This window comes from Lapidilactobacillus bayanensis, assembly GCF_003946695.1.
Classification (GTDB): Bacteria; Bacillota; Bacilli; order Lactobacillales; family Lactobacillaceae; genus Lapidilactobacillus; species Lapidilactobacillus bayanensis.
The window spans coordinates 1-26198 of record NZ_RHOX01000021.1 but is presented as its reverse complement, the minus strand read 5'-3'; the positions used below and the strand labels follow the sequence as shown (position 1 = coordinate 26198).

Genomic DNA, 26198 nt, shown 5'->3' with positions numbered 1-26198 from the left:
TATTTCAAAAAAGAAACCAGAGTTAAATCCAAAAAATGGATTTGACTCTGGTTTTTTGCGTATTATCAATTTTTTGGTTCGACTTTGGTTATTGAGCAGCTAGCTCTAATAGGATTTCTGTAATGATCCGTTTATCGGTGACATTTAATTTCCCAGTTAGTGTATATAGTTCTTTAAAGTGAAAGGCATTAGCAACTGACAAAGTGTCTGTAATTAGCAAATCATAATGATGCTGCGCAGTGGCAATCTCGATGGTTAATCCGTGATGGAGAATAAATTCACTCTTGAATTGCTCGATTAGATAGTTGGTGGTCAAAAAGCCGCCACGGGTGAAAATACCAATGACCAGTTTATAATCAGAAAATTCACGACTGGCCTCGATATAACTCTCTAAGATGGCACTAGTGTAAGTTCGCATTGTTGGGGATAAAAAGACGTGAGGAGTAAACGCTACCGCCATCGTCTTGATAATCGGTTCGAGTAGTATTTCAGTACTGGTTGGAATTGAAGTACTGATATCGACAGCGACGGCATTAATATAACCGTGGAAGAAATAGATTTGCGTTAACAATTGCGTTAAGACGATTCGCCAGTGAATGATAAAGTCTTTCGGTAAAAGATTGACATCAACCTTTAAGTTGTCATTAACATAATTCACAATCCATTCTGCCATCTTGATGATTTTTGAAAAAGGAGTCGGCCAGCAATGACCATTATCAAAGATTAAATGCTGGTCATCACCCAAAGCGGCTGAATTCAAAAATAGATATAGATAGATACTTTTGGCGCCACTACCGTAGTTGGCCTCACTAAGAATAAAACGAAAATAAATTTGTTGGACGTGATCAAATAATGGGTCTTTTCTGATTTCTTGAATTAGGCCGTTATTAATAATATTGTCAGTTAATTCAGCGTTGGGACGCTTTTGCAATATTGCCAGCCAAAGAGAGACATATAAGCTTGTACTTGTGCTGAACTTGGTTGTTAATGCTTGTTCTAAGGCAATGACAGTGCGCGTAATTCTTTCTTCGTTCGTAGCGGCAACAATTTCATTCATTGGTCGAGAATTCCAGATTAGTTCCAGGTAGAAATAATCTACTTGTAATTCATTGCCGACTAATTGACCGTTTTTAATTTTTAAGTCAAATTCTGCTAGTAAGTGATTCAGATGGGTAAGATATCGGTAAACACTTGCCTCACTGATTACTAAATAGCGGCATAGCTTTTGAGTGGTAAAATGTTGCCACTTGAAAAGATAGCACAATATTTTATATTCAACTGATTCAGATAAATAAGCATAATAAATATCTGATAGATCCGCACGCGGACTTTTCTCTAGAACCACATAAGATTCATTATTAATCTGTTGAAAATGAATGTGAACATCACTATCTAACTTGTGTGTTAGTTGTTCGATGCCCGCCATTGCTTTAATTAAAACTGGATTGGAAATCTTGAGTTCATCAAGTAAGCATTTCGCAGAGACTTGCGAATTATTGAGCAAAACGGTGTGGAAAATTTTAACTTGTAGTGCGTCATTCTTATTAAGAAGTTCAGTTAGGTCCATAGACTCATCCTTAGAAGTTACCACAGCATTGTGAGGATAACTGGAATAAAAGCAGATAGAGAAGATTATTAGAGCTTACAAAACATGGTAAAGCTAGTCTCAACAAGGACTATTTAAAATTGTACCGCAATAATATTGGTTTGAAAACTCTCAAAATTCGGACGAAACTGCTAATATCCTGATAGTTTTGCTGAAAGAAAATCGATTACAATGAAACCGTAATCAAAATAATGAGATAGGGGAGATTCATGATGAAGAAAACTTTAGTATCCACACTTCTGGTTTCTGCAATGTTACTTGGAGGTATCGGCACTTCGGTTGTCTCTGCGGCAACTGATGTTGTGAGTGAAGCTACTTCAACTGGTAAGGTTACATTCACAACCAATACGGATCCAACAGACCCAGTTGACCCAACAGATCCAGAAGATCCAGATCCAGAAAATCCTGGTACTGGTAATGAAGGTCCACTGTCACTTGACGTTGTACCAAGTTTAGACTTTGGTACTCATGATGTTACTGGTAATAGCGCAACTTGGAGTGATGTAGAAATTGAACCGGCTGCTGGTGCAGCAACAACTCCGTTTATCCAAGTCACGGATAAAACCGGTGAAATGCAAGGCTGGCACGTTAATGTCACTTACGACAATTTTGCTAAAGATACTAAAACTTTAGCATCAACGACAATTCACTTCGATGCTGGTGAAGTTGCTAAGGCATATGATGCAGCAGATGCGTCAGCGACTGCGCCCGTCGCAACTGCGGTTGACTTGACACCAGGTGTTGCAGCTAACATTTTCCATGCAGACGAGTCAAAAGGGATGGGAACTTGGATTTCTGTTTATAATCATAAAGAGACTGATACAACGACAGATGCTCTTGCAAGTAATGGAATAACGACTGGTCAAGAAAACTCTAAGATTACTTTATCAACCATTGGTGATGAATCAGCAACGACTTACACTGCTAATCTTAATTGGACATTAGCTGCCGGCCCAACTGAGTAATAAAACATTAATAAGTGGGGTGGGGTTGCAGCCTACTCCGCTTTTTAACTATTTAGCCAAAGGAGGCGTTACGATGCGTAAACAAATTTGGTTATTGATGGTTATCGGCTTAATGCTGGCGATAGTTGCTGGCGGCAAACAAACGGTGCAAGCAGCGGCAGCAACTAACCGTGGTGCGATTACCTTTATTTTGAGTGGTTCATCAATTGACGATCATGGTCCCGGTGAAGAGCTTCCTGGTACAGGCATTATTGTAACGCCCGTCACTGATAACAAAGGTGCCGAGCCTTATACAAAAGTTCCCAGTAACCTCGAACTTTTAGGGCGGTTGCCGCAAACCGGTGACTCAGTTAATTATTTCCTGACGATCATAGGGATCGAATTATTAATGATTGCGTTGATCTTGATGAAGCGCGGTCGAGATGAACAACTAACATTAAATCAAAGTTAAGAGATGAAAGTGGGATGAGTCCTCATGAAGAAACGAATTAGTTTACTGCTAGGTTTGTTTTTATTATTTACAATACCACAAGCAGTTGTTGCGAAAGCCGCAAAGTCAACCGAGGGTAAAAGTACTGGCGATTATGGCGTTAGTATTCAAGTGCCCGCTAATCAACTTAACAAAGTCATTACGACTTATTACGACTTAACAGTACAGCCGCAACAAACGGGTAAACTAAAGTTCAAAGTTTCCAATGAGGCTGATCAAAAACGAACTTTCAAATTAGCAATTAATCAGGCGGCGACAAGTGATGCTGGGGCGATTGATTACACCGCAACCAAGCAAAAGTATGATTCTACTTTGCCATTCAAAATGAAAGATTATTTCAAATTGAGTGCCAATAAAGTAACGGTACCTGCTAATAGTTCGCAATTGGTTACGATTAACTACACGATTCCCAAAACGTCATTTACCGGCATCATTCTTGGTGGCTTGAATGTCAGCAAGGTTGAGCAAAAGCAGGAACAAGCGAAAAAAACAGGTATTCACAATACCTATACGTATGCTGTCGCAATCGTGTTACATGAAACGCAGGCCAAACTTCAGAGTAAGCTGAATTTAGTCGGGGTAAAACCACGCACAACTAACGCGCAACCGGTTATTGGCATCACAATCCAGAATCCGGTGTCTGAGATTCAGAGTAAGCTAGTTTTGAAGTCGACGATTACTAAAGATGGTGCTAAGTTCATTGAAAACACGTCTAATGAAATGAGTGTCGCGCCAAATACCCGGTTCACTTATGATCTTAACTTGGACAATCAACGAATGAAATCTGGAACGTATCAAGCGCACATTGAGGCTGATAGTAAGAAAGGTCACTGGGAATGGGATCAAACATTTAACATAACGGAAGGCAAGGCAAATGAGGTTAACCGTAATTCTGTCTTCGCAACTCCTGACAAGCCTTGGTATATTCGTTATGCGATTTATCTAGTGATTATTGGCCTCTTGCTGATTTTAATTTTAATTTTGCTGCTCAAACGTCATAAACGAGATGAACAAGATCAAATAACAAAGCCAGAAGACCAAGAAACGGGTGATCAAGATGGCAAACAATAAGAAATATTATCTGGGGGGATTATTTCTTATTGTGACTTTACTAATGACTGGTCTGTTGCTAAAGACAGACCAAGTGGCGGCTAAAGCGTCTTTGACCATTTCTACCGTAACATCTGCACATCAAATTGATTCGAAGAAGTCCTATTTTTATTTAGCAGTTAAGCCCAATACTGAAGAGCAGCTAACTGTTAACTTAACTAATCAGTCTGCCAAAGACATTACCGTCACGCCAAGTTTGGTCTCTGCGACGACCAGTGAGAATGGTACGATCAATTATCAAACAACACAGGCTAAGGCTGATTCAACTTTGAAATATCAATTGCCAGATTTAGCAACTTTGCCAGATAAAATCGTGATTCCTGCTAACAGTTTAAAAAAAGTCACGATTAAGTTAGCACTGCCTCAACAATCCTTTACGGGAATCCTAGCCGGTGCTCTGCGGTTCACAGAAGTCGCAGACCAACCGGTTCAACAAAAAGGAATTCATAATACCGTTGCCTATACTATCGCCGTGATTTTGCGCGAAGATAATAAAGTGGTTGTTCCAGAATTAAACTTGTTGAAGATTAGCGCTAAAAATAGCCGTGGTAAACAGATAATGACTGAAGTAATTCAGAATCCAGTTGCGAATTATTTGTTTAATCTCTCGCTTAAAACTCAGATTTATTCTAAGAAAACAAAGCAAAAGGTTTTTGAAAATCAACAGAATGGTCTACAAATGGCACCTAACAGCCATTTCACCAATTCAATTAACCTACAAAACAAACTTGCAGCAGGTGAGTACCGAGTCGTAACTGTTGCGACTAGTAATCAACAACGCTGGAAGTTTAACCAGACATTGAAGATTGTTCGAGAACCGTCTTTGAACCAACGAACAGTTAGTACGTCTAAGGTTGTTAAGCAACGCTCATTACCAATTGGGATGATTATCTTAATACTCATCATTGTAGGCCTTGCAATGGTCAGCGCCTATTTATGGCAGCGGAGAAAAAGTCAACATTGAGGGGGGAGTGTTTTGAAGAAGGAACTGATTAAAAAAGTCATCACAGCTATTTGTATTAGTGGCTTGTTTACTAGTGAGTTAGCAGCAATACCACAAATAGCGACAAGCGCGACAACGAATACGACAACAACTATTACTTCATCAGCTGACGGCGCGTCATCGGCAACGACTTCAGCTGAATTACCTGTGAGCAGCATCGTCGATGAGAATGAGACTGTAACGCAACCTGCAACAACAACTGACTTAACGTTCACGTACACCCTGCCACAGAATCAGCCCCAAACTGGTGATCAAATGGTTATTCGTTTGACTGATTTTGCAAAGGATTGGTCAAATCATGAGTTGCAATTTGAGGTGCCGGCGGGTCTGCAGTTCAATTTAGAACGGACCAAGGTGATTAATGATGAAGCAACAAACTTAACTTTTGACCAAGCACAACAACTTGTTGTCGTTAAACAATTAAACACTGATCAGTTAGCTAATGGCTTATCTTTCGTCTTCATTCCTGATACTGCTCAAACGTATCAATTGTCGTTTAAAGATGAAACAGAGCAACTTCTACAAACAACAACGAAGTTTACGGTTGTTCAGGCCGAAACTGAATCATCAACTTCTTCTAGTACCAGTGAATCTGAAGCTAGTTCCAGCTCGAGCGAGTCATCTTCGTCAGAGTCCGCAAGTTCAAGTGACGCATTTCGTGTTGAAAATTCTGAAAAGTCTGACGAACAAGCAACTGCACCCAAAACCGCCGAGAAGAATGTTAGCAAGCAAGTTAAGGATGCTACTCAAGTGGTGGTTTCAAATTGGCAAGAGTTTGCGGCTGCGTATACGAGTGCTACTGTTACCAAAATTACACTTGGTCATGATGTCATGTTTGATGGGACAACAGTTACAACGATTAGACATACAGACAATAGTTTAGAAATCGATGGTGCTGGCAATCAGCTTAATCTTCGTAACGGCAGTGTTTTGAGTGCATATGCCGTGCTAGAATTGAATTCTACGGTCGTGAATAACCCTAAAGTTTATTTACATGATCTAGATTTGGTTAAGTCAGCTAATTCAGCGGATGGCCCTGGTAGTTCTATTCTTAGTATTTATGGACTTTCTAATTCTAAAAATTGGGATTTTGAATTCAGAAATATTACGAGTGGCAGTAAAGGCAGTGTCGGACTCGGATCGACTTTGATAACGACTAGTGGCAATGTTACTTTTTCAGGGAATAATGAAATTTATCAACAAAAAGCACTTTTGACCGCCCATAATTTCACACTTAAGGCTGGGTCAAAGTTAATTTGTATTTCTAGCACTTTAAATGCCGCTCCGATTGTTTCAAATAAGGTTAACGGGGTATACGGAGATGCTATCGTTGATAAAAACTCGATTTTAACATTACGCTCTTCAAATACGGGTTTCCAATCTGACAATGGGTTACTTTTTCACTTTGCACGGATCAGCGTTGAAGAAAATGCGATATTTAATAATAGTATATGCGGTAGTGCGATAAGTTTCCCTGATAACAATCAAAGTTTTGAAATCAAATCCGGTGCGATCGTCAATTCAACAACATATAATCGAAGTAGTGGTACGCCTAACTTTCCCGTCATTCGCTTTATGGGGACAGGTGATTCGCTAACGGTTGATGAGGGCGGTTATTTATACGCCGTGGGTCAATCCGTGAATGGTGTTGTGAATTTTTATTATAGTACGTGGGCACAGCAGGGCTCGTTAATCATGAATAATCCTGGTGGATATGATTTGCGCAATACGAATGGGACATTTGCCGTTAACATTGGGGGAACAAACAACAATTTTAAAATTAATAATGCCGCCATTAGTGTTTGGAAAAACGGCACTAATCAAGATAAAAGTCCCGATTATTCTGCTAGCCCGGCAACGTTGACTGCTGATTCTTCGAATGCATTAACGATGACTGGCGGTACACCACCATCGAAAAAAATTACTGACTATAGTCGAATTAGCGGTGTTATTGGAATGCCGATCTTAGAATTCCACGAAGTAACTGACGCCGACAAGTCAGCATTCGCTGAAACCATTTTGTCGCGTATCCCTGACCCTAGTGGTATTGGCGAGAATAATGAACCGACCTATATTACAGACGTGGCTCAAGCAGGCGATGCAAAAGTTGTCCTAGCAAATTCAAATCAGACAGTTCTGACATCTAATGAATCCGAATTTGCTTGGCCGAATCCAGTAACTAGTCCATCTTTTAAGTACAATACGAAGTTTACACAAGACACCTTCTTTAAGGCTGGTGATCTGTTAACTGCTACTGCATCAATTCTAAAGAATGATCCGGTGCTAACAACTAAAGGATCGGTTACGGTGCAGGATGTTACACCACCAACGCCAACTCAGGTTGATGCAGTAACAACTCAAGCAACTAAACTTTCCGGTAGCGAAGCAGAGATGGGTGCTAGCGTGACGGTGACATTGAAGCGTGGCGGCGTTACAACGCTATTGTCAGGACAAGTAACCGTCGATGCTGATGGGAAATGGGATTACTCGCTACCTGGTGAGATATTACCGTTACAAGACGGCGATGAGTTGCAACTGTTTTTAACAGATACAGCAGGCAATATTGAACCGGCTGTTGAAGAGCAGTATCATGACGCGACTTTTCCAGCGGCTACCATTATCGAGGTTTCCGATGGCAGTATAGGACTGGAAGCGCCAGCGCTCATTGACTTTGGTATCTTAAAAGTTAACTATGGTAATGATACGATTGAAGAGAAGGACCCTGTTACAATTACTGGCCAGTTAGCCATTACCGATACACGCTCAACTCACACAGATTGGCAGTTAAATGCAACGTTGTTACCAAAAACGGATCAAGATCTTGATTTACCCAATAATGTTTTAGGCGTGACTAAGCAATCTGTAGATGGGCAAACGTTGCTTAATGCTCAGCGTAATGTCGTAGCGGTCGGTAAAGAAACGTCGGCTGACACGCACGTTTTGGTACACAGCAGTACAGGTACCACCAATGCTAATGATGAGTTAGGTTTTAAATTTGTTTTACCGGAAGAGTTGAAGTTGCAGATGGACAGCACTTATGCTGGTGTTATTCAATGGGATTTAAGTGACGTTCCCACTGAAGCACTAGATCTTACAGCACCAATCAACTAAAACCGGTGCCAAGAGCAGAGAGTAAGTCAGGGTGGGTTTCCTATTTAACAACGGCGTCTATTCAGCCAAGGTTTTGATTGAATAAACGCCATTGCTAGATCATTCACGCCCAGTATATTCGGCTTAACAGGTTACTGCTAACCGCTTGACCATGTTTTAAGGCAGAAAAAAGATGACTTCTAGATTCCGATTCGGAATTGAAGTCATCTTTTTGTCATGTTCAAATGCACCACTGATGGCGGCTTTGTTTTAGGACTAATCAATGTGTTGGTTGTTAACCGTCATCTTTTTGCAGTGCTCATTATTTGCGGTTCGACTTTAACTCAACTCTTTTATCAGCACCAGAGGAAATTGCGGTTAGTCGTCGAATAATTGTTAAAGCCTAGTTGGTTGGTCGCGGTATTTCAGGCTTTCGATTCCAACGTCAATTAATGCGTTCTGAGTTGGGTTAATCTCTGGATCGAAGAAGGTGTCGATTTCTAATAATTGGTCGATCAAGTCGTGGTGATAAAGCATCGCCGAGAAAATATTGATTAAATCAAGCTGTGCACGATCAGTTGTAATAACTTGCGCGCCAAGAATTTCGCGTGACTTGCGGTCAAAGATGACTTTTAAATGCAAGTAGAAATCTCGATCCGCTTCATATTTCGCGTAAGTGTGGTATTTCTTCGTGATTTCAACAACGTCATAACCGGAAAAACGGGCTTCTTCGGCGGTAATACCAGTGCTACCGAGTAAATGGCCAAATAGGCTTGTGGCGAGCGTTCTCTGGGAAGGTGGGTAAGGCTTACTAACATTGTATAGAATGTTGTAGGCGGCAATATAACCGGTTTTACGGGCATTACCAACTAGAGGGAGATAAGCACTGTCATTCGCATGAATAACTGGAATCCGAACAAGATCACCGCAGGCAAAAATATCGGGATCTGAAGTTTGCATGTACTGGTTGATCTTGATTGTTCCATCTGAATTAAAGTCCAGAAGATCTTTGACGAGGTCGGTATTGGGCCTGGGATTTAACGCCAAAACGCAAGCGTCAGCCGTAATGCGTTGTTGATCCCAAGTAACTAAGCTAATTTTATCATCTGGGGTGTTTTCTAATTGATAGAAACTCTGGTTGGTATAAATATGAAAGTTAGCGGGAATATGGCGTTCCATAATTTCAACGATATCTTGGTCGAAATAGCGAAATAGTGGATAATTAGCGCGCTCAATAATCATCACTTCTTGATCAGACCGCGCTGAAAAACTGTTCGCCAATTCTAGACCGATCAATCCTGCACCGATAATCATAATCCGCCGACTTTTCTTCAACGTTTCGTAAGCATCCAATGTTTCGTTCGGGTATTTATAGGTTAAGAGATGAATATTAGGGTGCTCTTTAATCGCGTCTAACTTATCAAAGTCGGCTGAACCCATGGCCAGAACTAAGTAATCATAGGCAATATCTTCAAGTTGTTGTGTCGCTTGTTGAATTGTGACCGTCTTATTCTGACGATTAATGGCTAAGGCACTTGTGTTTAAACGCAGATCAATCCCAGCATTGCGAATATCATCAATCGTGTAGACCTCACCCTTGGCCATATTATCTTTAGAAATCAAACCCTGTAACATCAGATTAACCGTGTCACTAATAAAACCCAGGTGATCCGTGGCTTCAATAATGGTGACATTTGTTTTGGGACTTAAATTCTTAATTTTCGAAGCGACTGCAATCCCTGCATGAGATCCGCCAATAATGACAATCTTCATTTTATTCACTCTTTCTGTCGTGTTGTTCAAAATAGTGACAAGTCATACTTGATCCCAATTATTCAAACGCATGCTCATAACAGATTGTTTCTTTTGAGGGTACTTTGAGACAGGTGACATAAATTTTAGCAGCAATTTATCAAAAGATGTTAAATAATGAAATTAGTTGCCTGGGTTGATTGTTAAATTAAGGCGCCACTGTGATCCGAGAAACCTCGTTGACACATTAATCGTGTAAAGTTTGCTATTCAACTGGTTCTTATTAGCAATTGGCGTAACGGTTGCTGCTATGTGTCGTGCGCGTTTTAAAAAGACGAGCTGCAGAAGCGCTCATTAGCTTAATAGCATTTTTTGCTCAGGCCAAGTTCTTGTTCAATGGGAAATTAGTTAACAGACTGAAATTGTGGCTGTAAAGAAGTAAGATCAGCTTTTTAGGTGTTATTAAGTGATCAAGTACACTAATGAGTTTATCTTAGCATAAATTAAATTATTCAAAAATAGTATTTAGAATAAAAACTAGAAATATATAGATAATATTGCCAATGACTGATTCTGGGTCAAACTTTTCTGGCAAATTAACGTCAGATTAATCGTAACGAAATAATGTTGTCGTCGTTATCGTTTGTTATTTTGTTATAATGAGATTATTAAGCAAAAGGATGGGAACAGCAATGGCAAATAAAATACAACAAAAAGCAATGCACTATGGTTCAGTAATTAGCCACGTGATTGAAGAAACAGAACAAACACAAGAAAAATTGGATCCGATGTTTAAAGAGCTGAAGACTAAAATTGACGGTCATGACTTAGCGACGATGTCTGCTGATCGTTATAACGAAATCCGTCAAGGCTTTGCTGCAGGTACACAAACTTATGACGAATTATTACGTCAACTGAACCAAGCCCAAGCACCAGCACGGTTGATGGGTAATCATCATTCATTGGTCAACGCCTTCAGCGATTTCGTTAAAGGCTGCCAAGCAATGACCGAAAGTTTGCAAGATGGCCAAACAATTGATGAAGCCCAATTCACCCAAGCAGAAAAAGACCAAGACGACGCGACCGAACGTTTAAGTAAATACCTAACTAAAATTGGCGCGTTAGCATAATCAGAGTGCGGAAAGTCGCGGTTAGTGATGACGTGGTAACGAAACAAATTTAGAAATCGTTTTTGATTTCTGAATTTGGTTTGCTACCACATAATCATTGCGACTTGCAGCACGTTTCAAATCAGAGTGCGAAAAGCAACGGGTTGGCGGTATGAATTTAAACGGGAAGATCATTGCGTGTTAACGCAAGGAGATTCACGCTTAAAGTCACTGCCGCCAGTTGCTTTAAGCACGTTTCAAAATCAGAGTGCGGAAAGCAACGGGTTGGCGGTATGAGTTTAAACGGGAAGATCATTGCGTGTTAACGCAAGGAGATTCACGCTTAAAGTCACTGCCGCCAGTTGTTTGTAGCACGTTTCAGATCAGGGTGCGGAAAAGCGCGGTTAGTTAGTGAGGATTAAGTTCAAACCAGCTAAAATCTTGGTTTTAAGATTTAAACTGGTTTAACTTAACCGGAACTAACTGCGCTTTGCAGCGCGTTTTAAAGTACTAGATTTTATTCGAATTTTTAGGAGTCTTGAAGTTTAATGAGTGACGTAAACATTGATCAGGTGGCAAAACAAGCAACACAACGCAATTTGGAATTAAAACCTCAAGCAATTACGGCGGTTTTAACGATGTTAGCAGAGGGCAATACGGTACCATTTATTGCCCGTTACCGTAAAGAGCGAACTGGCAGCTTGGATGAAGTCCAAATTCGGCAAATTGAAACTGAATATCAACGGGTCTTAGCGCTAAATAAGCGCAAGGAAGAAGTTATCCGTGCGATTGATGAACAGGGAAAATTAACGTCCGACTTAAATAAGGCGATCGTGCAAGCAGACAAGTTGCAAAAGGTAGAGGATCTCTATCTACCCTATAAGCAAAAACGCAAGAGTAAAGCGACCGTTGCCCGTGCCGCCGGGCTAGAACCATTAGCTGTCAAAATTAAATTACAACCTGCTTTAACAGAGTCTCAGTGGCAACAGGAAGCTGAAAAATTGCTGAACCCCGAAGCTGACATCAACGACACCGAAGCTGTTTGGCAAGGGGTTCACGAAATTTTAGCAGATGAAATTAGTGATGAAGCAGATTTTCGTGATTGGACTCGGCGCTTTGTTCAACAGCACGGCCATTTTGTGACCAAGTTAAAGGATGAGGACAATGATCCTAAGGGTGTTTATCAACTTTATTATGACTTTGACGAGCCATTAGCTAAACTAGTGCCTCATCGAGTTTTAGCCATTAATCGTGCTGAAAAAGAAGATGTGATTAAGGCTAGTATTCAAACTGACGCGACGGACTTGTTAAAGCGGATTGATCGGCGGGTAAATTTACACCGCAATGATTATGCCACTGTACAAATAACTGCGGCCGTTGACGATGCTTACAAACGTTTCATTGGTCCGGCAATTGAACGGGAAATTCGGGCCAATCTAAAAGAGGTTGCCGATGATCATGCGATTAAAGTTTTCGGCGAGAATTTACGGAATTTATTGTTACAACCACCGCTAAAAGGTAAAGTGGTTCTCGGTTTTGACCCGGCTTATCGGACCGGTTGTAAATTAGCCATTGTTGACGCCACCGGGAAATTTCTTGATAAGTTAGTGATTTACCCGCATAAGCCCGCTTCAGAGAAACAACGTCAACAGGCGCTGCCGCAATTTATTGACTTTTTGGAGCAGTATCAAGTTGAAATGATTGCCATTGGGAACGGGACAGCTAGTCGTGAATCAGAGCAGTTCGTTGCCGAGGCAATCAAACAAATTACGCGACCAGTTTATTATGTGATCGTTAATGAAGCTGGTGCGTCTGTCTATTCAGCTAGTGATAACGCTCGGGCTGAATTTCCAGATTTACATGTTGAAGAACGTTCGGCAGTCAGTATTGCGCGCCGGCTCCAAGATCCATTGGCAGAGCTGTTGAAGATTGATCCGCGTTCAGTCGGAGTGGGTCAGTACCAGCACGACGTTAGTCAAAAGTCACTGGGAGAGCAACTAGATATTGTCGTTGAGAATGTGGTCAATAACGTTGGCGTTAACTTAAATACTGCCAGTCTAGATTTGTTACAACATATTTCTGGATTGTCGGCGACAATTTCTGCCAACATTGTTAAATATCGCAATGAGAATGGCACGTTCAAAAATCGAGCCCAATTGCAGAAGGTACCGCGTCTGGGACCAAAAACGTATCAACAAGCTATTGGCTTCTTGCGGATTATCGCTGGCAGTGAGCCACTTGACAATACCGATATTCATCCGGAAAGTTACCAAATAGCCGAACAGATTTTGCAGAAGTTACATTTGACCAAGACGGATTTGGGCACGCCAGAATTACAAACGCTGGCCAAATTATTGAATGTTGAGCAACTCGCCGAACAAGACGCGGTTGGCGAAGCAACCATTAAGGATATTATTGCGGGCTTGTGTAAGCCCGGTCGCGATTTGCGCGATAATGTACCAGCGCCGTTGTTGCGCCAAGACGTGTTGTCGATTGACGATTTAAAGGCGGGAATGATACTACAAGGAACGGTGCGCAATGTTGTTGATTTTGGCGCCTTTGTGGACATTGGCGTTAAGCATGATGGCCTAGTGCATGTTTCGCAACTGGCCGATCGATTCGTTAAGAATCCTAGTGCGATCGTTTCTGTCGGTGATATTGTCAAAGTTCGGATTCTTAGTATTGATTTGGAACGCGAGCGGGTACAATTATCGATGAAAGATATTAACGATGACTAATCAAGAGTTACAAGAATTAGTCGAAGCAATTTCATTGCGTGATTTTCAGCGACCATTTGTTCATCGGGCTACTTTTAATGCGCGGTTGAAAACAACAGGCGGTCGTTATCATATGCAAGATCATCATTTGGACTTTAATCCTAAGATGGCCACGGAATTGCCATTAACAAGCTTTACAGCGATTATTAAGCATGAACTGTGTCATTATCACTTGCACTTGGCAGAATTGCCCTATGACCACCGTAGCCCCGAATTCAGGCAACTATTGCGACAAGTAGGTGGCTCACGTTTTGCACCACAAGTACCTAGTAATCAGCACAAGTATCATTATTACTGCCCGCACTGTCAGATAGATTATTATCGCCAACGCCAAATTGATTTACACCGCTATGTTTGTGGCCGCTGTCAGGGTAAGCTGGTATTGGTAGAATTAAATCATGCTAGTTAATCAAAAATAAAAAGGATTGTCGCATTTTTATTGGCGACAATCCTTTTTGGATTACATAAAAATACTTATCAAAATAATATCAGTCTGCCAATCACGGGTGAAAATATTTCGACTACCATATTTTTCTTCGAATAGGAATGAAACCACTGAATAAGGATGATTTTATACCATTTTTGAAGAAAACAATGACATTTATTGTGATTGATCGTACAATGGATTTGCCGGGTGGTTTGGGCGACTTAATAGTTTTTTCGTAGTGATTTGTGTTGGTTAGAACAAAAAAGAGATTAGGAGGCTGATTTAAGCTTGTGAGCGCTCATCAAACTAAATAAGCAGTGAACATTTTTATTAAATCTGTTGGTCGAGCTTCTAGTGTTCTTCGCCATGGTTGCAACGCCATTTTTGACCAAACTTTTTATAGATAATATTGAGTTCAAACAGGGTGATCATTTTTGGATGCTGGCAATGATTCTGTTGTTTAATTTTGCGATAGGTCAATTGCTATTCTATTTTGCAGATATTTTTTGTGGCAAATCGGAGAAAGAAATATGGAATAGAATTGTAGAAAATCTAAGTCAGGCAATTTTAAATCATGATTCTCGTCGTTATTGTGATTGACCAGCTTCAGCAATTAAAAATGCGTCATAAAATTGTCATCGTAATTACTCACGACCAGAGTTTGGTCGATTTGCGCGATGTTATCGTCGTCAATTTGAAGAAATAAATTCTAGTTGTAACTGTTTAATCGCAATCATTTTATGAGGACATCGCCGCTCACGGTATAATAACAAAAAGCTTTCCCAATTACTAAACAGAGATTATAATAATTAAATAATGAAGTGCATAGAAATTCAATTGCGCTTTTCAAGGGGGAGAAGAATATGAATAAAAGCGTTCGCACCAGTGTTCTGACACTGAGTATCGTTCAGTTGGTGGTTTATCTGGTAGGATTTTATAATTTTGCTGCTAGTATCACGCATCATCACGGATTATTCAATACGGATATTACGAGTTTGCCAGGGATTTGCTACTGGTCGTTATTGAGTATGATCAGTGTTGTGGGGTTGGTGCTATCAATTTATTTGTTAGTTAAGCAGCGCAAAGCAAAGTCAGTGGGACTGATTATCAGCACAATTGCGTTTGTTTCACCGGTTATTTTTATGTTCTTCTTAATCATTCCGGCTACATTAGCATTACTCGCTATTATTTTTCTGCGCATTGACAACGCCGAGGCGCAATCTCAAACTACCGACACGAAAATATCGAAAGTAGGCGAGCAACATGAAACAAATTAATGAGCAACCTGGCCAGGTATCATTTGGTCAGGCTTTTAAAGACTATTGGCGCGGATATGTCGAGTTTCGTGGACGAACAACTCGTGCTGGTTATTGGTGGATGACGTTGTTAACTTCTGTATGGTCGATTTTTCTAGGCGATTTTTTCATTGTGGCGCTATTTTCTTCGGGACTTTTTAACATCTTCGATAACGATACAAATGTTTCGTATGGGCCACTGATTATTGCCGCGATTTTGGTTGTGTTATCGTTTCTCGTCTTGTTGTTACCTAACCTGGCATTACGCGTTCGCCGCTATCGTGATGCTGGTCTGCGCGGTCGAGGCTTTTTGGTGTTATGGGCGATTTCAGTGGTTGTTCAGGTCGCCGGTAATGTTTTTAGCGTGTCTAATTTTGCCACAGAACTTGCCACGAATCCGTCTGCAAGCACGTCGTTTATGACAACGTACTTGACATCGTGGAGCTCACTTATTACATTAGTCATTTCGGTTTTATTATTGGTCCTAACATTGCTGCCAACAGATACAGTTTTGGTTCGTTCAACGAGCAATAATTTTGTTAAGTTCTTTTTCAGAAGTCGTGCAGAAGACACACCAGTAGATGGTGAATACTAAAACAATGTATGGGTATGCTAAAACTTACATGGCGTATATTGTAGCTAATCGAGAGAAAAAGTAGTTGCTGAAGCAGTTATTCGTGTTATACTTGATATGTAAAAAAGAAGCCGTGCTAGAACACGACTTCCATAGCAGAACCGTTTAAGACGGTTGGCATTTGTTTAGGTGATGTAGCTACCCAACTCCTGCGAAGAAGTTGTTGGGCGGCTATTTTTTATTGTTCTTGATCAGTTCCAAGACAACGGTGATTAAGGCTAAAACGAACAAGCCAAAACTAATCATCAATTGTAGGGAATCTGATACGGACAATACGACGCCTCCTTTCACTAAGATTTCTGTCTATTTTCATAGGCAACAACTCTTTTGTGTTGGATTTGCCAACCGCCTTCAACTTATCTGCTACAGCGATTATATCATATCTTACAAAATTAAGAATTTACTCTTAGACTCTGACAAAACGTTAGAGCCTTTTTTTGTTTTTGTAGACGGCACATAGATTCAACAGGACCAAAACAAAGACTGTGAAAAAAGTCGTTACCAAACACGTTGCCAAAATCAAAAAGACACGCCACTTAAAAAGTGGCGTGTCTAGAAGCGTTGTCATATCAATGCGGGCAAGAAGACTCGAACTTCCACGACCTTAACGGTCACAAGATCCTTAGTCTTGCGCGTCTACCAGTTCCGCCATGCCCGCAAACATTGCAAGAGTAATTATAGACTATTTTCAAAAAGTGGTCAACCCAAATTAATAGTTGGTCAGGGATTCGTATGCCGCTGAAATTGAACAAGTGGGCAATCGTGATGATTCTAAGCTACCAAGGCTGAAAATATGTTTGCGCATCAGACCGGTACCCGTTAGCAGCGTTAACTTCGGCCAAGAGTGTCAGATCGTGGGTGACGGTTTTGCCTGTGCATCGTAAATGCGCGTATAAATCGAAGTATGGCAATGCAACTTGGCGCGCATTATTAATTTCTGCTTCGATATTGTAGCGAACTTTGCGAAACGCCACGTCGAATTCGGAATTATCTGTGATGGTTAGAATCGCGTAATTCGAACGTTGATCAGCCATGAATTTATGATAGGGACTATAAGGTTGACCGACTGCACCGGGGTTGATGATCAGTTGGCCCTGTTCTGAAATACGCATGATTTGTTGATGAGTGTGTGCGTACACTGCGATATCCTGTTGATCTGCAAAAATAGCGTCAAAATTAGCCTGAGCTTGTGTCGGATAAAGTTCATGCCCATATGATCGCTGTGGCGAATTATGAGAAAGTTGAGTGCGAAGACCATTCACCACCACGTTATCTGCAATTGGGCGTTTCATTACGGACTGATACTGACCTTGTTGCAGATTTTCCATTAGAAATTCAGTTAGCCGTGCCAAATACACGTCGCTCGCGTCTGCCCAATCAATATCATGATTCAGGACTTGTTCGATACTTTCTTCCCAATTCCCTTTAAGCCAGACGGACGGTTGGACATCGGTTAAAAGTTCAACCAGTTCGTGTGTGCCTGGTCCGGGTAAGAATAAATCGCCCAGAAACCAATAATCAGTTACTTGTTCACGGCGAGCGTCTGCGAGTACCGCCTGGAGCGCTGTCACGTTGCCGTGGACATCTGCCATGATTGCAATTTTATGTTCCATCAGTAAGCCTCCTCATTTCAATTAGTATACCGCAAATTTTCGAACCATTAAGATGATATTTTAATTCAGTTGACAACAATATGCGGTTGAAAAAAAGATTAAATAATTCAGACGTAAATTAAGTTTATATCTTGACAAATTTACCAGATCGCGTTAAATTGGACTAGACCAAATAAGGAGGATACTGCGATGAAAGTTGAAATTTACAAAGATAAAAATGAGGGCGGCCAAGCAGCCTTTAACATTATTAAATCTGGTATTGAGAATGGTGCAAAAGTTTTAGGTTTAGCAACTGGTAGTACACCAATCACACTTTACAATGCAATTACAAGCAGTGATCTTGATTTTTCAAACATGACTTCTGTCAACTTGGACGAATATGTAGGGTTACCATTTGACAACGATCAAAGTTACCACTACTTCATGAAAGACAATTTATTCAACAAGAAACCATTTAAGAAGAGTTATGTTCCTGATGGTATGGCTGCAGACATTAAGGTTGCCGCTAAAGAATATGACCAAATTATTGAAGATAATCCAATTGATATTCAAATTTTAGGAATCGGTCGTAATGGCCATATTGGCTTTAACGAACCGGGTTCAGCATTTGATAGTTTAACACATGAAGTTGATTTAACTCAATCAACAATTGATGCTAACGCACGTTTCTTCGCTAACGAAGATGATGTTCCTCGCAAGGCTATTTCGATGGGGATTGGCTCAATCTTAAAGAGCAAGAAGATTCTCTTATTGGCTTATGGTGAAGACAAGGCTGATGCAATTAAAGCAACGATTGAGGGACCTGTTACAACAGACGTTCCTGCAAGTGCTTTACAGAATCATGATAATGTTGTCTTTATCTTAGACGAAGCAGCAGCAAGCAAATTATCTAAGAAATATTAATGACACGATTGGCGTCGCCTTTAATTGCGTTGCGCTAACTAAAAATTCCAACTGCATGATAACATGCAGTTGGAATTTTTTTAGTTTAGGCTGGTGCTTGGCTACGATAGTTAGTTGTTATTAAAAATTTAGCAGTACACTTGAGGGCCAGAGAAATCTCGGTTCTGTTTTTTGTGTTGTTGAAAGATGGGCAGCTGAAACCATGCTACTTTTTTGCTCAGTTATCCAATCAAACCACCAATCAAGTAAGTGATGCCCATTGTTAACATGCCAATACAGACGTTGCGGATTGCTGCCTTTAAGCGAGCAGCGTTGCCCATGGAAGCACTAGTATAACCTGTTAAGAAGAGTGCGCAAATGACAGCACCAACTGTAAAACTGATTTTTTCAGGATAGGGAATAAAAACAATCATTAAAAATGGCAACAATGCACCGATAATGAAGGAGCAAAATGATGATAGCGCGGCATGCCAAGGATTGAAATATTCATGGACGTCTAAGTTGTATTTATTCTTTAATGTGACGTTTAAGCCATCTTTGGTAATCAGTTCGCGGGCTACTTTTTCAGCTAGTTCTGCTGAGAGGCCTTGGTCAAGATAACTTTGTTTTAGAATGGCAAATTCATGTTCGTAGTTAAAATTTAAAGCTGTTTCCTGACGCTGTTTAGTTGCTCTTTGAATGTCACGCTGCGCACTCACCGAAACAAACTCGCCGCCGCCCATTGAAAAGGCACCAGCAAACATCGCAGATATTCTGGCAAGCATTAAGGCAAACTGACTTTGATGCGCGCCGGCAACACCAACTACGACGCCGGCGGTTGAGATGATACCATCGTTAGCACCCAAAACAGCGGCTCGTAAAATATTAAGTCGTTCTGATAAATGAAAATTTTTCTTAAGTTGAATTCGCACGTGTGTCGCTAAATTTGTTGCCACATGTAACATAACGGTTTTTCCTTTCATGTAACTGCGGTTCTCAACTAGCATTATATACTAAAGTTATAGTGAAAATATATACTAGTTTGATATTTAATCAATTGTCCCACGATTTTATAAAAAAATAGGTGTCATGAGCATTGATTATCTTCAAGAAAATGCAATCGGTTCCTTTTAAATTGTGTTATCAAAAACAGCGGCATACAATTAGGTTAGACTATCAATGAAGTAGGTTAATTATGGCGATCAATAAAAAAATGAGTTTCTTTGGCTTCTTTACTTTAACCGCCGCAATGTTAATGTCGGCCGATGAATATCCAGCATTTGCGCAATCAGGGCTGTTAGCTGTCGTCTATTTAGTTTTAGCGGGTGTCGTTTGGTTCCTGCCGGTAGCATTGTGTGCGGCGGAACTTGCAACTATTGATGGCAATAATGAAGGCGGCGTTTACACTTGGGTCAAGAATATTTTAGGTGCACGCTGGGGATTCGTGGCGGTTTTTTTCCAGTGGTTACAAATCACCGTTAATTTTATCACCATGATCTATTTTATTATTGGTTCAATTTCCTATGTTTTGAAATGGACAGCGCTTAATACTAACCCGTGGTTGAAATGGGGCTGCTTCTTGCTGATTTATTGGGGTATGACCGCTTGGCAATTAGGCGGCGTTGGCAAAACCGAAAAAATTGTTAATGTTAGTTTTACCGCCGGCATTGTATTCCCGTCATTAGTGTTATTGGCACTGGGATTAATCTATTTGTTTAGTTCTGGTCAAGTTGCCTTTGATCCAAATTTAAGTAACAATTGGCAAACACTACGGCATAACTTTTCCATTGCTACGTTTGTCCCCTATATTTTAGCGTTTACTGGTATTGAAGCATCCGCGTCTTATATTACCGACTTGAAAAATCCTCGTAAGAATTATCCGTTAGAAATGTTAACGTTAGTTGCCTTCGCCATTTTTTTGGACACTTTGGGTGGTTTATCAGTAGCAGCTGTCGTTCCCGTTCAAAATTTGACGCTTAATCAAGGTGTGATTCAGGCAGTGGGACAAATGTTTGCCCGTACAATTCCGTCGTTAAGTTGGGGCGTGACCATTATTGGCTTGCTAATGGTTTTTGGGATGATAGGTGAGATTAGTTCTTGGATTATTGGTCCGGTAAAATCGTTATTTGTCACAGCGCAAGATGGTATTTTACCACATTATTTTTTACACGTTAATCGTGCTGATGTACCGGTGCGCCTAATTGTTGTTCAAGGCGCGATTGTTTCAGTCATCAGTTTTCTGTTGACCGTTGTTTTTGGCGGCAATAACGGCGCTTACCAAATGGCAATGTCGTTAACTGTGATGCTGTATTTAGTGACTTATATTTTAATTTTCATCGCGTATTTGAAGCAAGTCAATCAATCCAATAAACCAGCGCGGACATTTAAAGTTCCCGGCGGTCGCGTTGGACAATACTTGATTGCCGTGGTTGGCCTGATTTCATCGCTTATTGTTGTTGGCTCAACATTTGTTCCAGGAAGTGATTTTCAAACGCTGCCAATCTTAATTTATGCTTTGATGATGGCATCATTTTTAGCGGTGATCATGATGGGGACGTTGCTTATTTATCACGTGGGGACCAAGCGTCCTGAAACTGGCAGCTATAATTGGAAAATTCGTCATCGTAAAGTACAAGATGTTCAGCGGACTGTTTTTCCTAAGGGGCGTTATCAGCATGAGTTGAAATATATCGAACACTCACTTGATCACGAGAAGCAAAAGGTGACGCAGTATTTTGCGGATGAACATCAGCATGATAAGTGAACTTGGTTACTGCTTAAGGAGTTGGTGGGATTGAAGAGTGTCCTGTTTGAAGTACTAAGTCCGAAAACTGGTGTGTTGGCTATTCTTCGTGCCTACGGGAAATACGCTGGTGGAACGCTGTGGGCTCAACTTTAAGCCAATCCTACGATTATCTTAAAGCTCGGCCTTGTCATAAGCGATAAATCGCAAACGACAATTTCACAGCTGACCGCGATTTCCCTCCGGCACTGACAAACGAGATGTGGTGGTGTGACTTACCAGCAAATTTGTACTTCTAAAAATTAGAAATGATTTAACCACTCGTCAACTCAGCACTTGCGCAGAGGTTGCCATCTCGTTTGTTTAGTGAGGGAAAATAAATACCGCTCAGTGGTGAAATTACTGTTGGTGGTTTACCACTTACAGTAAGACCTGTCTTGGAGACGATTTTGCAAAAATTGGCTTCAAGCAGTGTCCACCACGTTCCAGCGAAAGTATTTATTTTCCCTCACGATACTCGCCACGCTCCGTATGCAACCTTTGCGTAAGCGCGAAGAAGTACAAAATAACAGATCTCATATTCTTGTGTTAACCCGCTTAAATTTGTATTTTTTTAAAAATATTTAAGTAATTAAACTACTCGGTGCTTTAATTTACGAGTAAAATCAAGGTAAATCAATATTGAGGTGAGTAAATTGAATCGAACACGCCAGCGAGCTCAAAGAATTGCGATTATCGGTATTTTTTCTGCGATATTATTACTACAAACATTTGTCCCATTCTTAGGATACTTAACGGTTATTCCGGGGATGCCCGGGATTTCTTTGATTTTAATTGTGGTCATGGTTGGTGCAATACTAATGGGGCCGCGTGATGGCGCTATTCTTGGCTTGATTTGGGGAATTGTTTCGTTAATTCACGCCTACACCACGCCTGGAACGGTTACTTTTATTTTATTCACGAATCCACTGATCGCTATTGTGCCCAGAACGTTTGTCGGTTGGTTAGCAGGTGGCTTGCCCAAGTTGCTGGCGAGAACAAAATTACCACAACCATTTTCACTAGGCTTAACCGGGCTTTTGGGTGCCTTATCGAATACATTACTGGTTATTTTACTAACTAGTGTGATTTTTATGAGTAATTCTGCCCCGCTGTTGAATTTACTTGGTCTTAAGGGCAATACGGACAATCTGATTATCTTGTTAATGGTTGCCTTGGGCGTTAATGGTATTGCTGAGGCGATTGGTGGTGCAATTGTCGTACCATTATTAGCGATACCTCTGAAACATGTTTGGGATCGCCGACAATAGGTTAGACTCGTATAAAGTAATTAGCTGACAGTAAGCTAGATTTGTATCAAGTAATTGAGCGTACACAGAATTGGAACGAAATCTGAATTGAGTTGGTGCCTAGGCTGGTTGTCCTAGTTGACTAAGTTCTCGGTGAAGCATCACGATTTAGTTAGTGTGTTCGGTATTGACAATTGGCTCTCGATAATAAGAAAAGGAACCGGAATTTTTATTCCAGTTCCTTTTTTAGTTCAAGTTAGCTAATAGGTTCTGCGCACTAGACAAGCTTGAATTAATATTGACTTGTAAAATCTCAAGCTGTTGATTAACAGCACCTAAATATTGCGTGTTTTGGGAAACAAGTTCATCTAGTTCCTCGGCGTGTTCGTCGAGAAGCTCCGGCGCATTTCGATAAAGATCAGTTTGATCTTTCTTATAAGCAGTGATGAATTTATTGAAACTTTCATGATCAAGCTGAACGATATGCAAGGATTGTGTTAATTTTAAAATAGCACTGTTTGGTAAATTATCGAGCTTTTCAGTAGCGGTGTCTTTTAAACGTTGATTAATTTTCTCAATTATCTTTTGACTGGCAGCGACTTTATCGGTTGCATCCTGAGCCTTTTGATTAAGTTGATAGACTTTTGAATCTTGATCATCTAATAGGTTAGTACCGGGATTTTTTTTCTGGGCCGCGGGCATTTGTTGCTGCAATTGATTATAAGTGTCTTCAATAACCGTTAGTTGTTTCTTTTGCGTTTCTAGCTGAGTGATAACAGTTTGGGCATTTTCTTTTAATTCGGTTTTGGTGTTGATCGTTTTTTTACAACCGGTCAGAATGAATAAACCGACGATCAGAACTGATAAAAGATAACGTTCACGTTTCATAACGATCCACTCCCATATTACGTTTACACTTAAGTTATCATAAAATAGGAATAAGTTAAAGCGCAAACAATAGCCGTTAAATAATTTTTAGGATAAAGAGAGCTCAGGTCTAAACCAATGAATTTAGTGTCAGCTCAGTATCTCTTAAGAAGCTGGTCTAGTTCTGTAGCATTCATGAAAGAACGGTTAAAAATGAATAAAATTATGAATACGTGATAGCGCTTAACATTGTGAGAAATTCAAAAAATAAATGTTTATCAGCGAATAAAGCCTTGTATTTTAGAATCGTGCATGGTACTATGATAGTTGTAGTTTTTGAATGGTATTGATTCGATTGTTCGTATAGACTTTCTTCCATTAGTACCACACAGAAATACAAACAAATTTTTAGGCTCTTTAGAGGAGGAAATGTTCTAATGGAACACGGCACAGTTAAATGGTTTAACGCAGAAAAAGGTTATGGCTTTATCACTCGCGAAGATGGTAGCGATGTATTCGTACATTTCTCAGCTATCCAAGGCGACGGCTACAAAACTCTTGAAGAAGGCCAAGCTGTTACTTTCGACATCGAAGAAAGCGATCGCGGACCTCAAGCTGTAAACGTTAATAAAGACTAATTAATTAGTTAAATAACAGTTTTGGATCGACATTTATGTCGGTCCTTTTTTGATATTCGCGATTAAATTTAGTCGTTGAACCTAATCGTCATCTATTACTGGATGACGTTAGTTGGAATGTTGATCAAACTTTTTATCTAATTTCGATTTGCAAATGAGGATTAATGATGAAACTTCAAACAAGATTGACTGATGGATTAACCATCTGGGCATTGACGCCAATAGAGGCACGGCGAGAATTAGCAACATTATTATTTCTAGCAGATGAATCTTGGTCGATGATTGATCAATATTTACCCATGTCAACAATTTTTGCATTAAAAGATGCTAAGCAGTTTTTGGGTAGTATTGTTCTCCAAGCACAGGGGGCAGCCAGTTTGGAGATTATGAATCTCGCGGTGTTACCAGCTAAACAACGCTCAGGATTGGGCCATATCTTAATGGCTGCTGCAGAAAATTACGCCAGACAAAATCAATGTCAGCGCTTATTAGTTGGGACTGGCGATGCCTCTTTACAGAATATCGCCTTTTATGTTCATTCAGGTTTTCGTTTCGCCGAAATTCGGCGTGACTTTTTCAAACAGTACCCGCAACCAATTGTCGAAGCCGGTATTCAACTGCGCGATATGATTGTCTTGGATAAAGTATTGCTGCAATCATAACTTGAGTTTCTCTTAAATCGTTCTTTGAGAACGCTACTGCTTTTGAACATTGTGGGAAGCTATTGTAAAATAATCCCTAAGCTTACTCGCTGGTCGAATATTAGTGGTGTGCTCAATTTATTTTATTAAAAGGGGGAGTAATGTGGCTAAACGACGAAATTCGCAAAAACTTTTTCGAGCCGGCATGACTAATTTAAGTTTGATTTTAATTGCGATTGTTATCAGTGCCGCATTGCTGTTCATTATGATCGATCGCCAACAGGTTAATCGGCAAAAGGAGGCGATATCCACTGTGACACAACCAACCAATCCTGCTGAAAAGCAGGCATTTATTGATAAAGTCGCACCAGAAGCGGTTAAATTACAGGCCGCCTATCAAGTGTTACCGAGCATTACAATTGCTCAGGCAATCTTGGAAAGCGATTGGGGGCGCAGTCAGTTAACGGCAAAGTATAATAATTTATTCGGTGTGAAAGGCGACAAAGCCAATAATACTAAGGAAATGACGACGCAAGAGTATTTAAATGGTGATTGGAAAACAGTGACCGCTCGCTTTCGCGTGTATGCTTCTTATGAAGATTCGTTGTTGGAACATGCTGAATTATTCCACAAGGGAACAACCTGGAATGCCAATCAGTATGCGAACTTTTTAGCTGCAAAAACTTATCAAGATGCAGCCAAAGCATTGGAAACGGATGGCTACGCAACTGATCCCGGATATGCAGAGAAACTCACTGAATTGATCAAGCAGTATCATTTGGATGCATATGATAAATAAAGTACTTGAGTTCTGCTGAGTAAAATAGTCGAAACTAAAACTGTTAGGTTGTGGTTCTCCGCGCTTGTGCAAAGATTGCGGATGGAACGTGGCGGGTGCCGTGAGGGAAAATAAATACTAGTCGCTGGAACGTGGTGGACGCTGCTTGAAGCCAATTTTTACAAAATTGTCTCCAAGACAGGTCTTGTTTGTAACAGCTGAAGCTGCAACAACAATTTCACCACTGAGCGGTATTTATTTCCCCTCACTAAGCAGACAAGAGGTCAACCTTTACACCAGCGCTGAGTTGACGAGTGGTTGAATCACTTCTAATTTTTAGAAGCACAAATTTACTGTTAAATCATACCAACACGTCTCTTTAGTCAGTGCCGGAGGGAAATCGCGGTCAGCTGATCGAGTAGGAAGTAATTGTAAATTACCGTCCTCTCACACCACCGTACGTACGGTTCCGTATACGGCGGTTCAATA

At 40.5% G+C, this 26198-nt stretch carries 24 protein-coding genes and 1 tRNA gene; 18 read left to right on the top strand and 7 right to left on the bottom strand.

The genetic code is table 11. From position 1 onward, the window contains the following. Positions 1-88: 88 nt before the first annotated feature. A complete protein-coding gene (locus EKM65_RS08490; RefSeq protein ID WP_125607496.1) occupies positions 89-1567 on the bottom strand; it encodes a helix-turn-helix domain-containing protein in 1479 nt (492 codons plus the stop codon). 248 nt (positions 1568-1815) lie between these two features. Between EKM65_RS08490 and EKM65_RS08485 the strand changes: the two genes are divergently transcribed. From EKM65_RS08485 to EKM65_RS08465, 5 genes are all read left to right on the top strand, one after another. Next, the gene (locus tag EKM65_RS08485; RefSeq protein ID WP_125607494.1) at positions 1816-2571 is read left to right on the top strand and encodes a WxL domain-containing protein; all 756 of its coding nucleotides are present in this window, start codon (positions 1816-1818) and stop codon (positions 2569-2571) included. Between the two features lie 73 nt (positions 2572-2644). Next, positions 2645-3022, top strand: coding sequence for an LPXTG cell wall anchor domain-containing protein (locus EKM65_RS08480; protein ID WP_125607492.1), 378 nt, complete (start codon positions 2645-2647; stop codon positions 3020-3022). A gap of 24 nt (positions 3023-3046) precedes the next feature. Then, positions 3047-4132 (top strand): DUF916 and DUF3324 domain-containing protein, encoded by a 1086-nt coding sequence (locus EKM65_RS08475; protein WP_125607490.1) that lies wholly within the window; start codon positions 3047-3049, stop codon positions 4130-4132. Continuing rightward, complete coding sequence (locus EKM65_RS08470; RefSeq protein ID WP_125607488.1) at positions 4119-5135, top strand: DUF916 and DUF3324 domain-containing protein; 1017 nt, start codon at positions 4119-4121, stop codon at positions 5133-5135. Before EKM65_RS08475 ends, EKM65_RS08470 begins: the two co-directional genes overlap by 14 nt. Positions 5136-5147: 12 nt before the next feature. Next, positions 5148-8285, top strand: a complete 3138-nt coding sequence (locus EKM65_RS08465) for a pectate lyase-like adhesive domain-containing protein (protein ID WP_125607486.1) — start codon at positions 5148-5150, stop codon at positions 8283-8285. A 375-nt stretch (positions 8286-8660) separates the two neighbouring features. Here EKM65_RS08465 and EKM65_RS08460 read toward each other — a convergent pair whose 3' ends face one another. Further along, positions 8661-10037: an FAD-dependent oxidoreductase gene (locus EKM65_RS08460; RefSeq protein ID WP_125607484.1), complete on the bottom strand. Its 1377-nt coding sequence runs from the start codon at positions 10035-10037 to the stop codon at positions 8661-8663. Between the two features lie 671 nt (positions 10038-10708). On the opposite strand from EKM65_RS08460, the gene EKM65_RS08455 reads away from it, so the two are divergent. The 6 genes from EKM65_RS08455 (at position 10709) to EKM65_RS08430 (ending at position 16219) form a co-directional block, all read left to right on the top strand. Then, positions 10709-11146, top strand: a complete 438-nt coding sequence (locus EKM65_RS08455; RefSeq protein WP_125607482.1) for a hypothetical protein — start codon at positions 10709-10711, stop codon at positions 11144-11146. Positions 11147-11673: 527 nt separating this feature from the next. Then, on the top strand, positions 11674-13863 hold the full coding sequence (locus tag EKM65_RS08450; RefSeq protein ID WP_125607480.1) for a Tex family protein: 2190 nt from the start codon (positions 11674-11676) through the stop codon (positions 13861-13863). Further along, entirely contained in the window at positions 13856-14311 is a 456-nt protein-coding gene (locus EKM65_RS08445; RefSeq protein WP_125607478.1) for a SprT family protein, read from the top strand. Before EKM65_RS08450 ends, EKM65_RS08445 begins: the two co-directional genes overlap by 8 nt. Positions 14312-14695: 384 nt before the next feature. After that, positions 14696-14929: a 6TM ABC transporter family protein gene (locus EKM65_RS08440; RefSeq protein WP_125607476.1), complete on the top strand. Its 234-nt coding sequence runs from the start codon at positions 14696-14698 to the stop codon at positions 14927-14929. A gap of 263 nt (positions 14930-15192) precedes the next feature. Continuing rightward, a complete protein-coding gene (locus tag EKM65_RS08435; RefSeq protein WP_125607474.1) occupies positions 15193-15606 on the top strand; it encodes a hypothetical protein in 414 nt (137 codons plus the stop codon). Then, the gene (locus EKM65_RS08430) at positions 15593-16219 is read left to right on the top strand and encodes a DUF805 domain-containing protein (protein ID WP_125607472.1); all 627 of its coding nucleotides are present in this window, start codon (positions 15593-15595) and stop codon (positions 16217-16219) included. Before EKM65_RS08435 ends, EKM65_RS08430 begins: the two co-directional genes overlap by 14 nt. A gap of 210 nt (positions 16220-16429) precedes the next feature. Here EKM65_RS08430 and EKM65_RS08425 read toward each other — a convergent pair whose 3' ends face one another. From EKM65_RS08425 to EKM65_RS08415, 3 genes are all read right to left on the bottom strand, one after another. Continuing rightward, complete coding sequence (locus EKM65_RS08425; protein WP_225420440.1) at positions 16430-16531, bottom strand: putative holin-like toxin; 102 nt, start codon at positions 16529-16531, stop codon at positions 16430-16432. 300 nt (positions 16532-16831) lie between these two features. Beyond that, positions 16832-16916: transfer RNA gene (locus EKM65_RS08420), tRNA-Leu, on the bottom strand. A 118-nt stretch (positions 16917-17034) separates the two neighbouring features. Further along, positions 17035-17871, bottom strand: a complete 837-nt coding sequence (locus tag EKM65_RS08415; RefSeq protein ID WP_125607470.1) for a metallophosphoesterase family protein — start codon at positions 17869-17871, stop codon at positions 17035-17037. A gap of 189 nt (positions 17872-18060) precedes the next feature. Between EKM65_RS08415 and nagB the strand changes: the two genes are divergently transcribed. Continuing rightward, complete coding sequence (gene nagB, locus EKM65_RS08410; protein ID WP_125607468.1) at positions 18061-18774, top strand: glucosamine-6-phosphate deaminase; 714 nt, start codon at positions 18061-18063, stop codon at positions 18772-18774. Positions 18775-18995: 221 nt separating this feature from the next. On the opposite strand, the gene EKM65_RS08405 is transcribed toward nagB, so the two are convergent. After that, positions 18996-19736 (bottom strand): VIT1/CCC1 transporter family protein, encoded by a 741-nt coding sequence (locus EKM65_RS08405; RefSeq protein ID WP_225420439.1) that lies wholly within the window; start codon positions 19734-19736, stop codon positions 18996-18998. Between the two features lie 212 nt (positions 19737-19948). Here EKM65_RS08405 and EKM65_RS08400 point away from each other — a divergent pair, with 212 nt between their 5' ends. Beyond that, positions 19949-21517, top strand: coding sequence for an amino acid permease (locus EKM65_RS08400; protein WP_125607466.1), 1569 nt, complete (start codon positions 19949-19951; stop codon positions 21515-21517). 674 nt (positions 21518-22191) lie between these two features. Continuing rightward, positions 22192-22806 carry an ECF transporter S component gene (locus tag EKM65_RS08395; protein WP_164506880.1) on the top strand — a complete coding sequence of 205 codons (615 nt, stop codon included), beginning with the start codon at positions 22192-22194 and terminating at the stop codon, positions 22804-22806. Between the two features lie 225 nt (positions 22807-23031). On the opposite strand, the gene EKM65_RS08390 is transcribed toward EKM65_RS08395, so the two are convergent. Continuing rightward, a complete protein-coding gene (locus EKM65_RS08390) occupies positions 23032-23673 on the bottom strand; it encodes a hypothetical protein (protein WP_125607462.1) in 642 nt (213 codons plus the stop codon). 416 nt (positions 23674-24089) lie between these two features. On the opposite strand from EKM65_RS08390, the gene EKM65_RS08385 reads away from it, so the two are divergent. From EKM65_RS08385 to EKM65_RS11305, 4 genes are all read left to right on the top strand, one after another. Next, positions 24090-24290, top strand: coding sequence for a cold-shock protein (locus tag EKM65_RS08385; RefSeq protein ID WP_057825052.1), 201 nt, complete (start codon positions 24090-24092; stop codon positions 24288-24290). Positions 24291-24454: 164 nt separating this feature from the next. Beyond that, the gene (locus tag EKM65_RS08380; protein ID WP_125607460.1) at positions 24455-24952 is read left to right on the top strand and encodes a GNAT family N-acetyltransferase; all 498 of its coding nucleotides are present in this window, start codon (positions 24455-24457) and stop codon (positions 24950-24952) included. Positions 24953-25094: 142 nt separating this feature from the next. Continuing rightward, positions 25095-25730: a glycoside hydrolase family 73 protein gene (locus EKM65_RS08375; protein ID WP_225420438.1), complete on the top strand. Its 636-nt coding sequence runs from the start codon at positions 25095-25097 to the stop codon at positions 25728-25730. 145 nt (positions 25731-25875) lie between these two features. Further along, entirely contained in the window at positions 25876-26031 is a 156-nt protein-coding gene (locus EKM65_RS11305) for a hypothetical protein (RefSeq protein ID WP_164506879.1), read from the top strand. The last annotated feature ends 167 nt before the right edge of the window (positions 26032-26198 follow it).

Coding starts and splice junctions, on each gene's coding strand:
- EKM65_RS08450 (WP_125607480.1), top strand. CDS start 11,674: ATGAGTGACGTAAACATTGATCAGGTGGCAAAACAAGCAACACAACGC.
- EKM65_RS08485 (WP_125607494.1), top strand. CDS start 1,816: ATGATGAAGAAAACTTTAGTATCCACACTTCTGGTTTCTGCAATGTTA.
- EKM65_RS08440 (WP_125607476.1), top strand. CDS start 14,696: ATGGTTGCAACGCCATTTTTGACCAAACTTTTTATAGATAATATTGAG.
- EKM65_RS08455 (WP_125607482.1), top strand. CDS start 10,709: ATGGCAAATAAAATACAACAAAAAGCAATGCACTATGGTTCAGTAATT.
- EKM65_RS08490 (WP_125607496.1), bottom strand. CDS start 1,567: ATGGACCTAACTGAACTTCTTAATAAGAATGACGCACTACAAGTTAAA.
- EKM65_RS08460 (WP_125607484.1), bottom strand. CDS start 10,037: ATGAAGATTGTCATTATTGGCGGATCTCATGCAGGGATTGCAGTCGCT.
- EKM65_RS08390 (WP_125607462.1), bottom strand. CDS start 23,673: ATGAAACGTGAACGTTATCTTTTATCAGTTCTGATCGTCGGTTTATTC.
- EKM65_RS08475 (WP_125607490.1), top strand. CDS start 3,047: ATGAAGAAACGAATTAGTTTACTGCTAGGTTTGTTTTTATTATTTACA.
- EKM65_RS08405 (WP_225420439.1), bottom strand. CDS start 19,736: ATGAAAGGAAAAACCGTTATGTTACATGTGGCAACAAATTTAGCGACA.
- EKM65_RS08385 (WP_057825052.1), top strand. CDS start 24,090: ATGGAACACGGCACAGTTAAATGGTTTAACGCAGAAAAAGGTTATGGC.
- EKM65_RS08430 (WP_125607472.1), top strand. CDS start 15,593: ATGAAACAAATTAATGAGCAACCTGGCCAGGTATCATTTGGTCAGGCT.
- nagB (WP_125607468.1), top strand. CDS start 18,061: ATGAAAGTTGAAATTTACAAAGATAAAAATGAGGGCGGCCAAGCAGCC.
- EKM65_RS08435 (WP_125607474.1), top strand. CDS start 15,193: ATGAATAAAAGCGTTCGCACCAGTGTTCTGACACTGAGTATCGTTCAG.
- EKM65_RS08480 (WP_125607492.1), top strand. CDS start 2,645: ATGCGTAAACAAATTTGGTTATTGATGGTTATCGGCTTAATGCTGGCG.
- EKM65_RS08445 (WP_125607478.1), top strand. CDS start 13,856: ATGACTAATCAAGAGTTACAAGAATTAGTCGAAGCAATTTCATTGCGT.
- EKM65_RS08470 (WP_125607488.1), top strand. CDS start 4,119: ATGGCAAACAATAAGAAATATTATCTGGGGGGATTATTTCTTATTGTG.
- EKM65_RS08380 (WP_125607460.1), top strand. CDS start 24,455: ATGATGAAACTTCAAACAAGATTGACTGATGGATTAACCATCTGGGCA.
- EKM65_RS08400 (WP_125607466.1), top strand. CDS start 19,949: ATGGCGATCAATAAAAAAATGAGTTTCTTTGGCTTCTTTACTTTAACC.
- EKM65_RS08415 (WP_125607470.1), bottom strand. CDS start 17,871: ATGGAACATAAAATTGCAATCATGGCAGATGTCCACGGCAACGTGACA.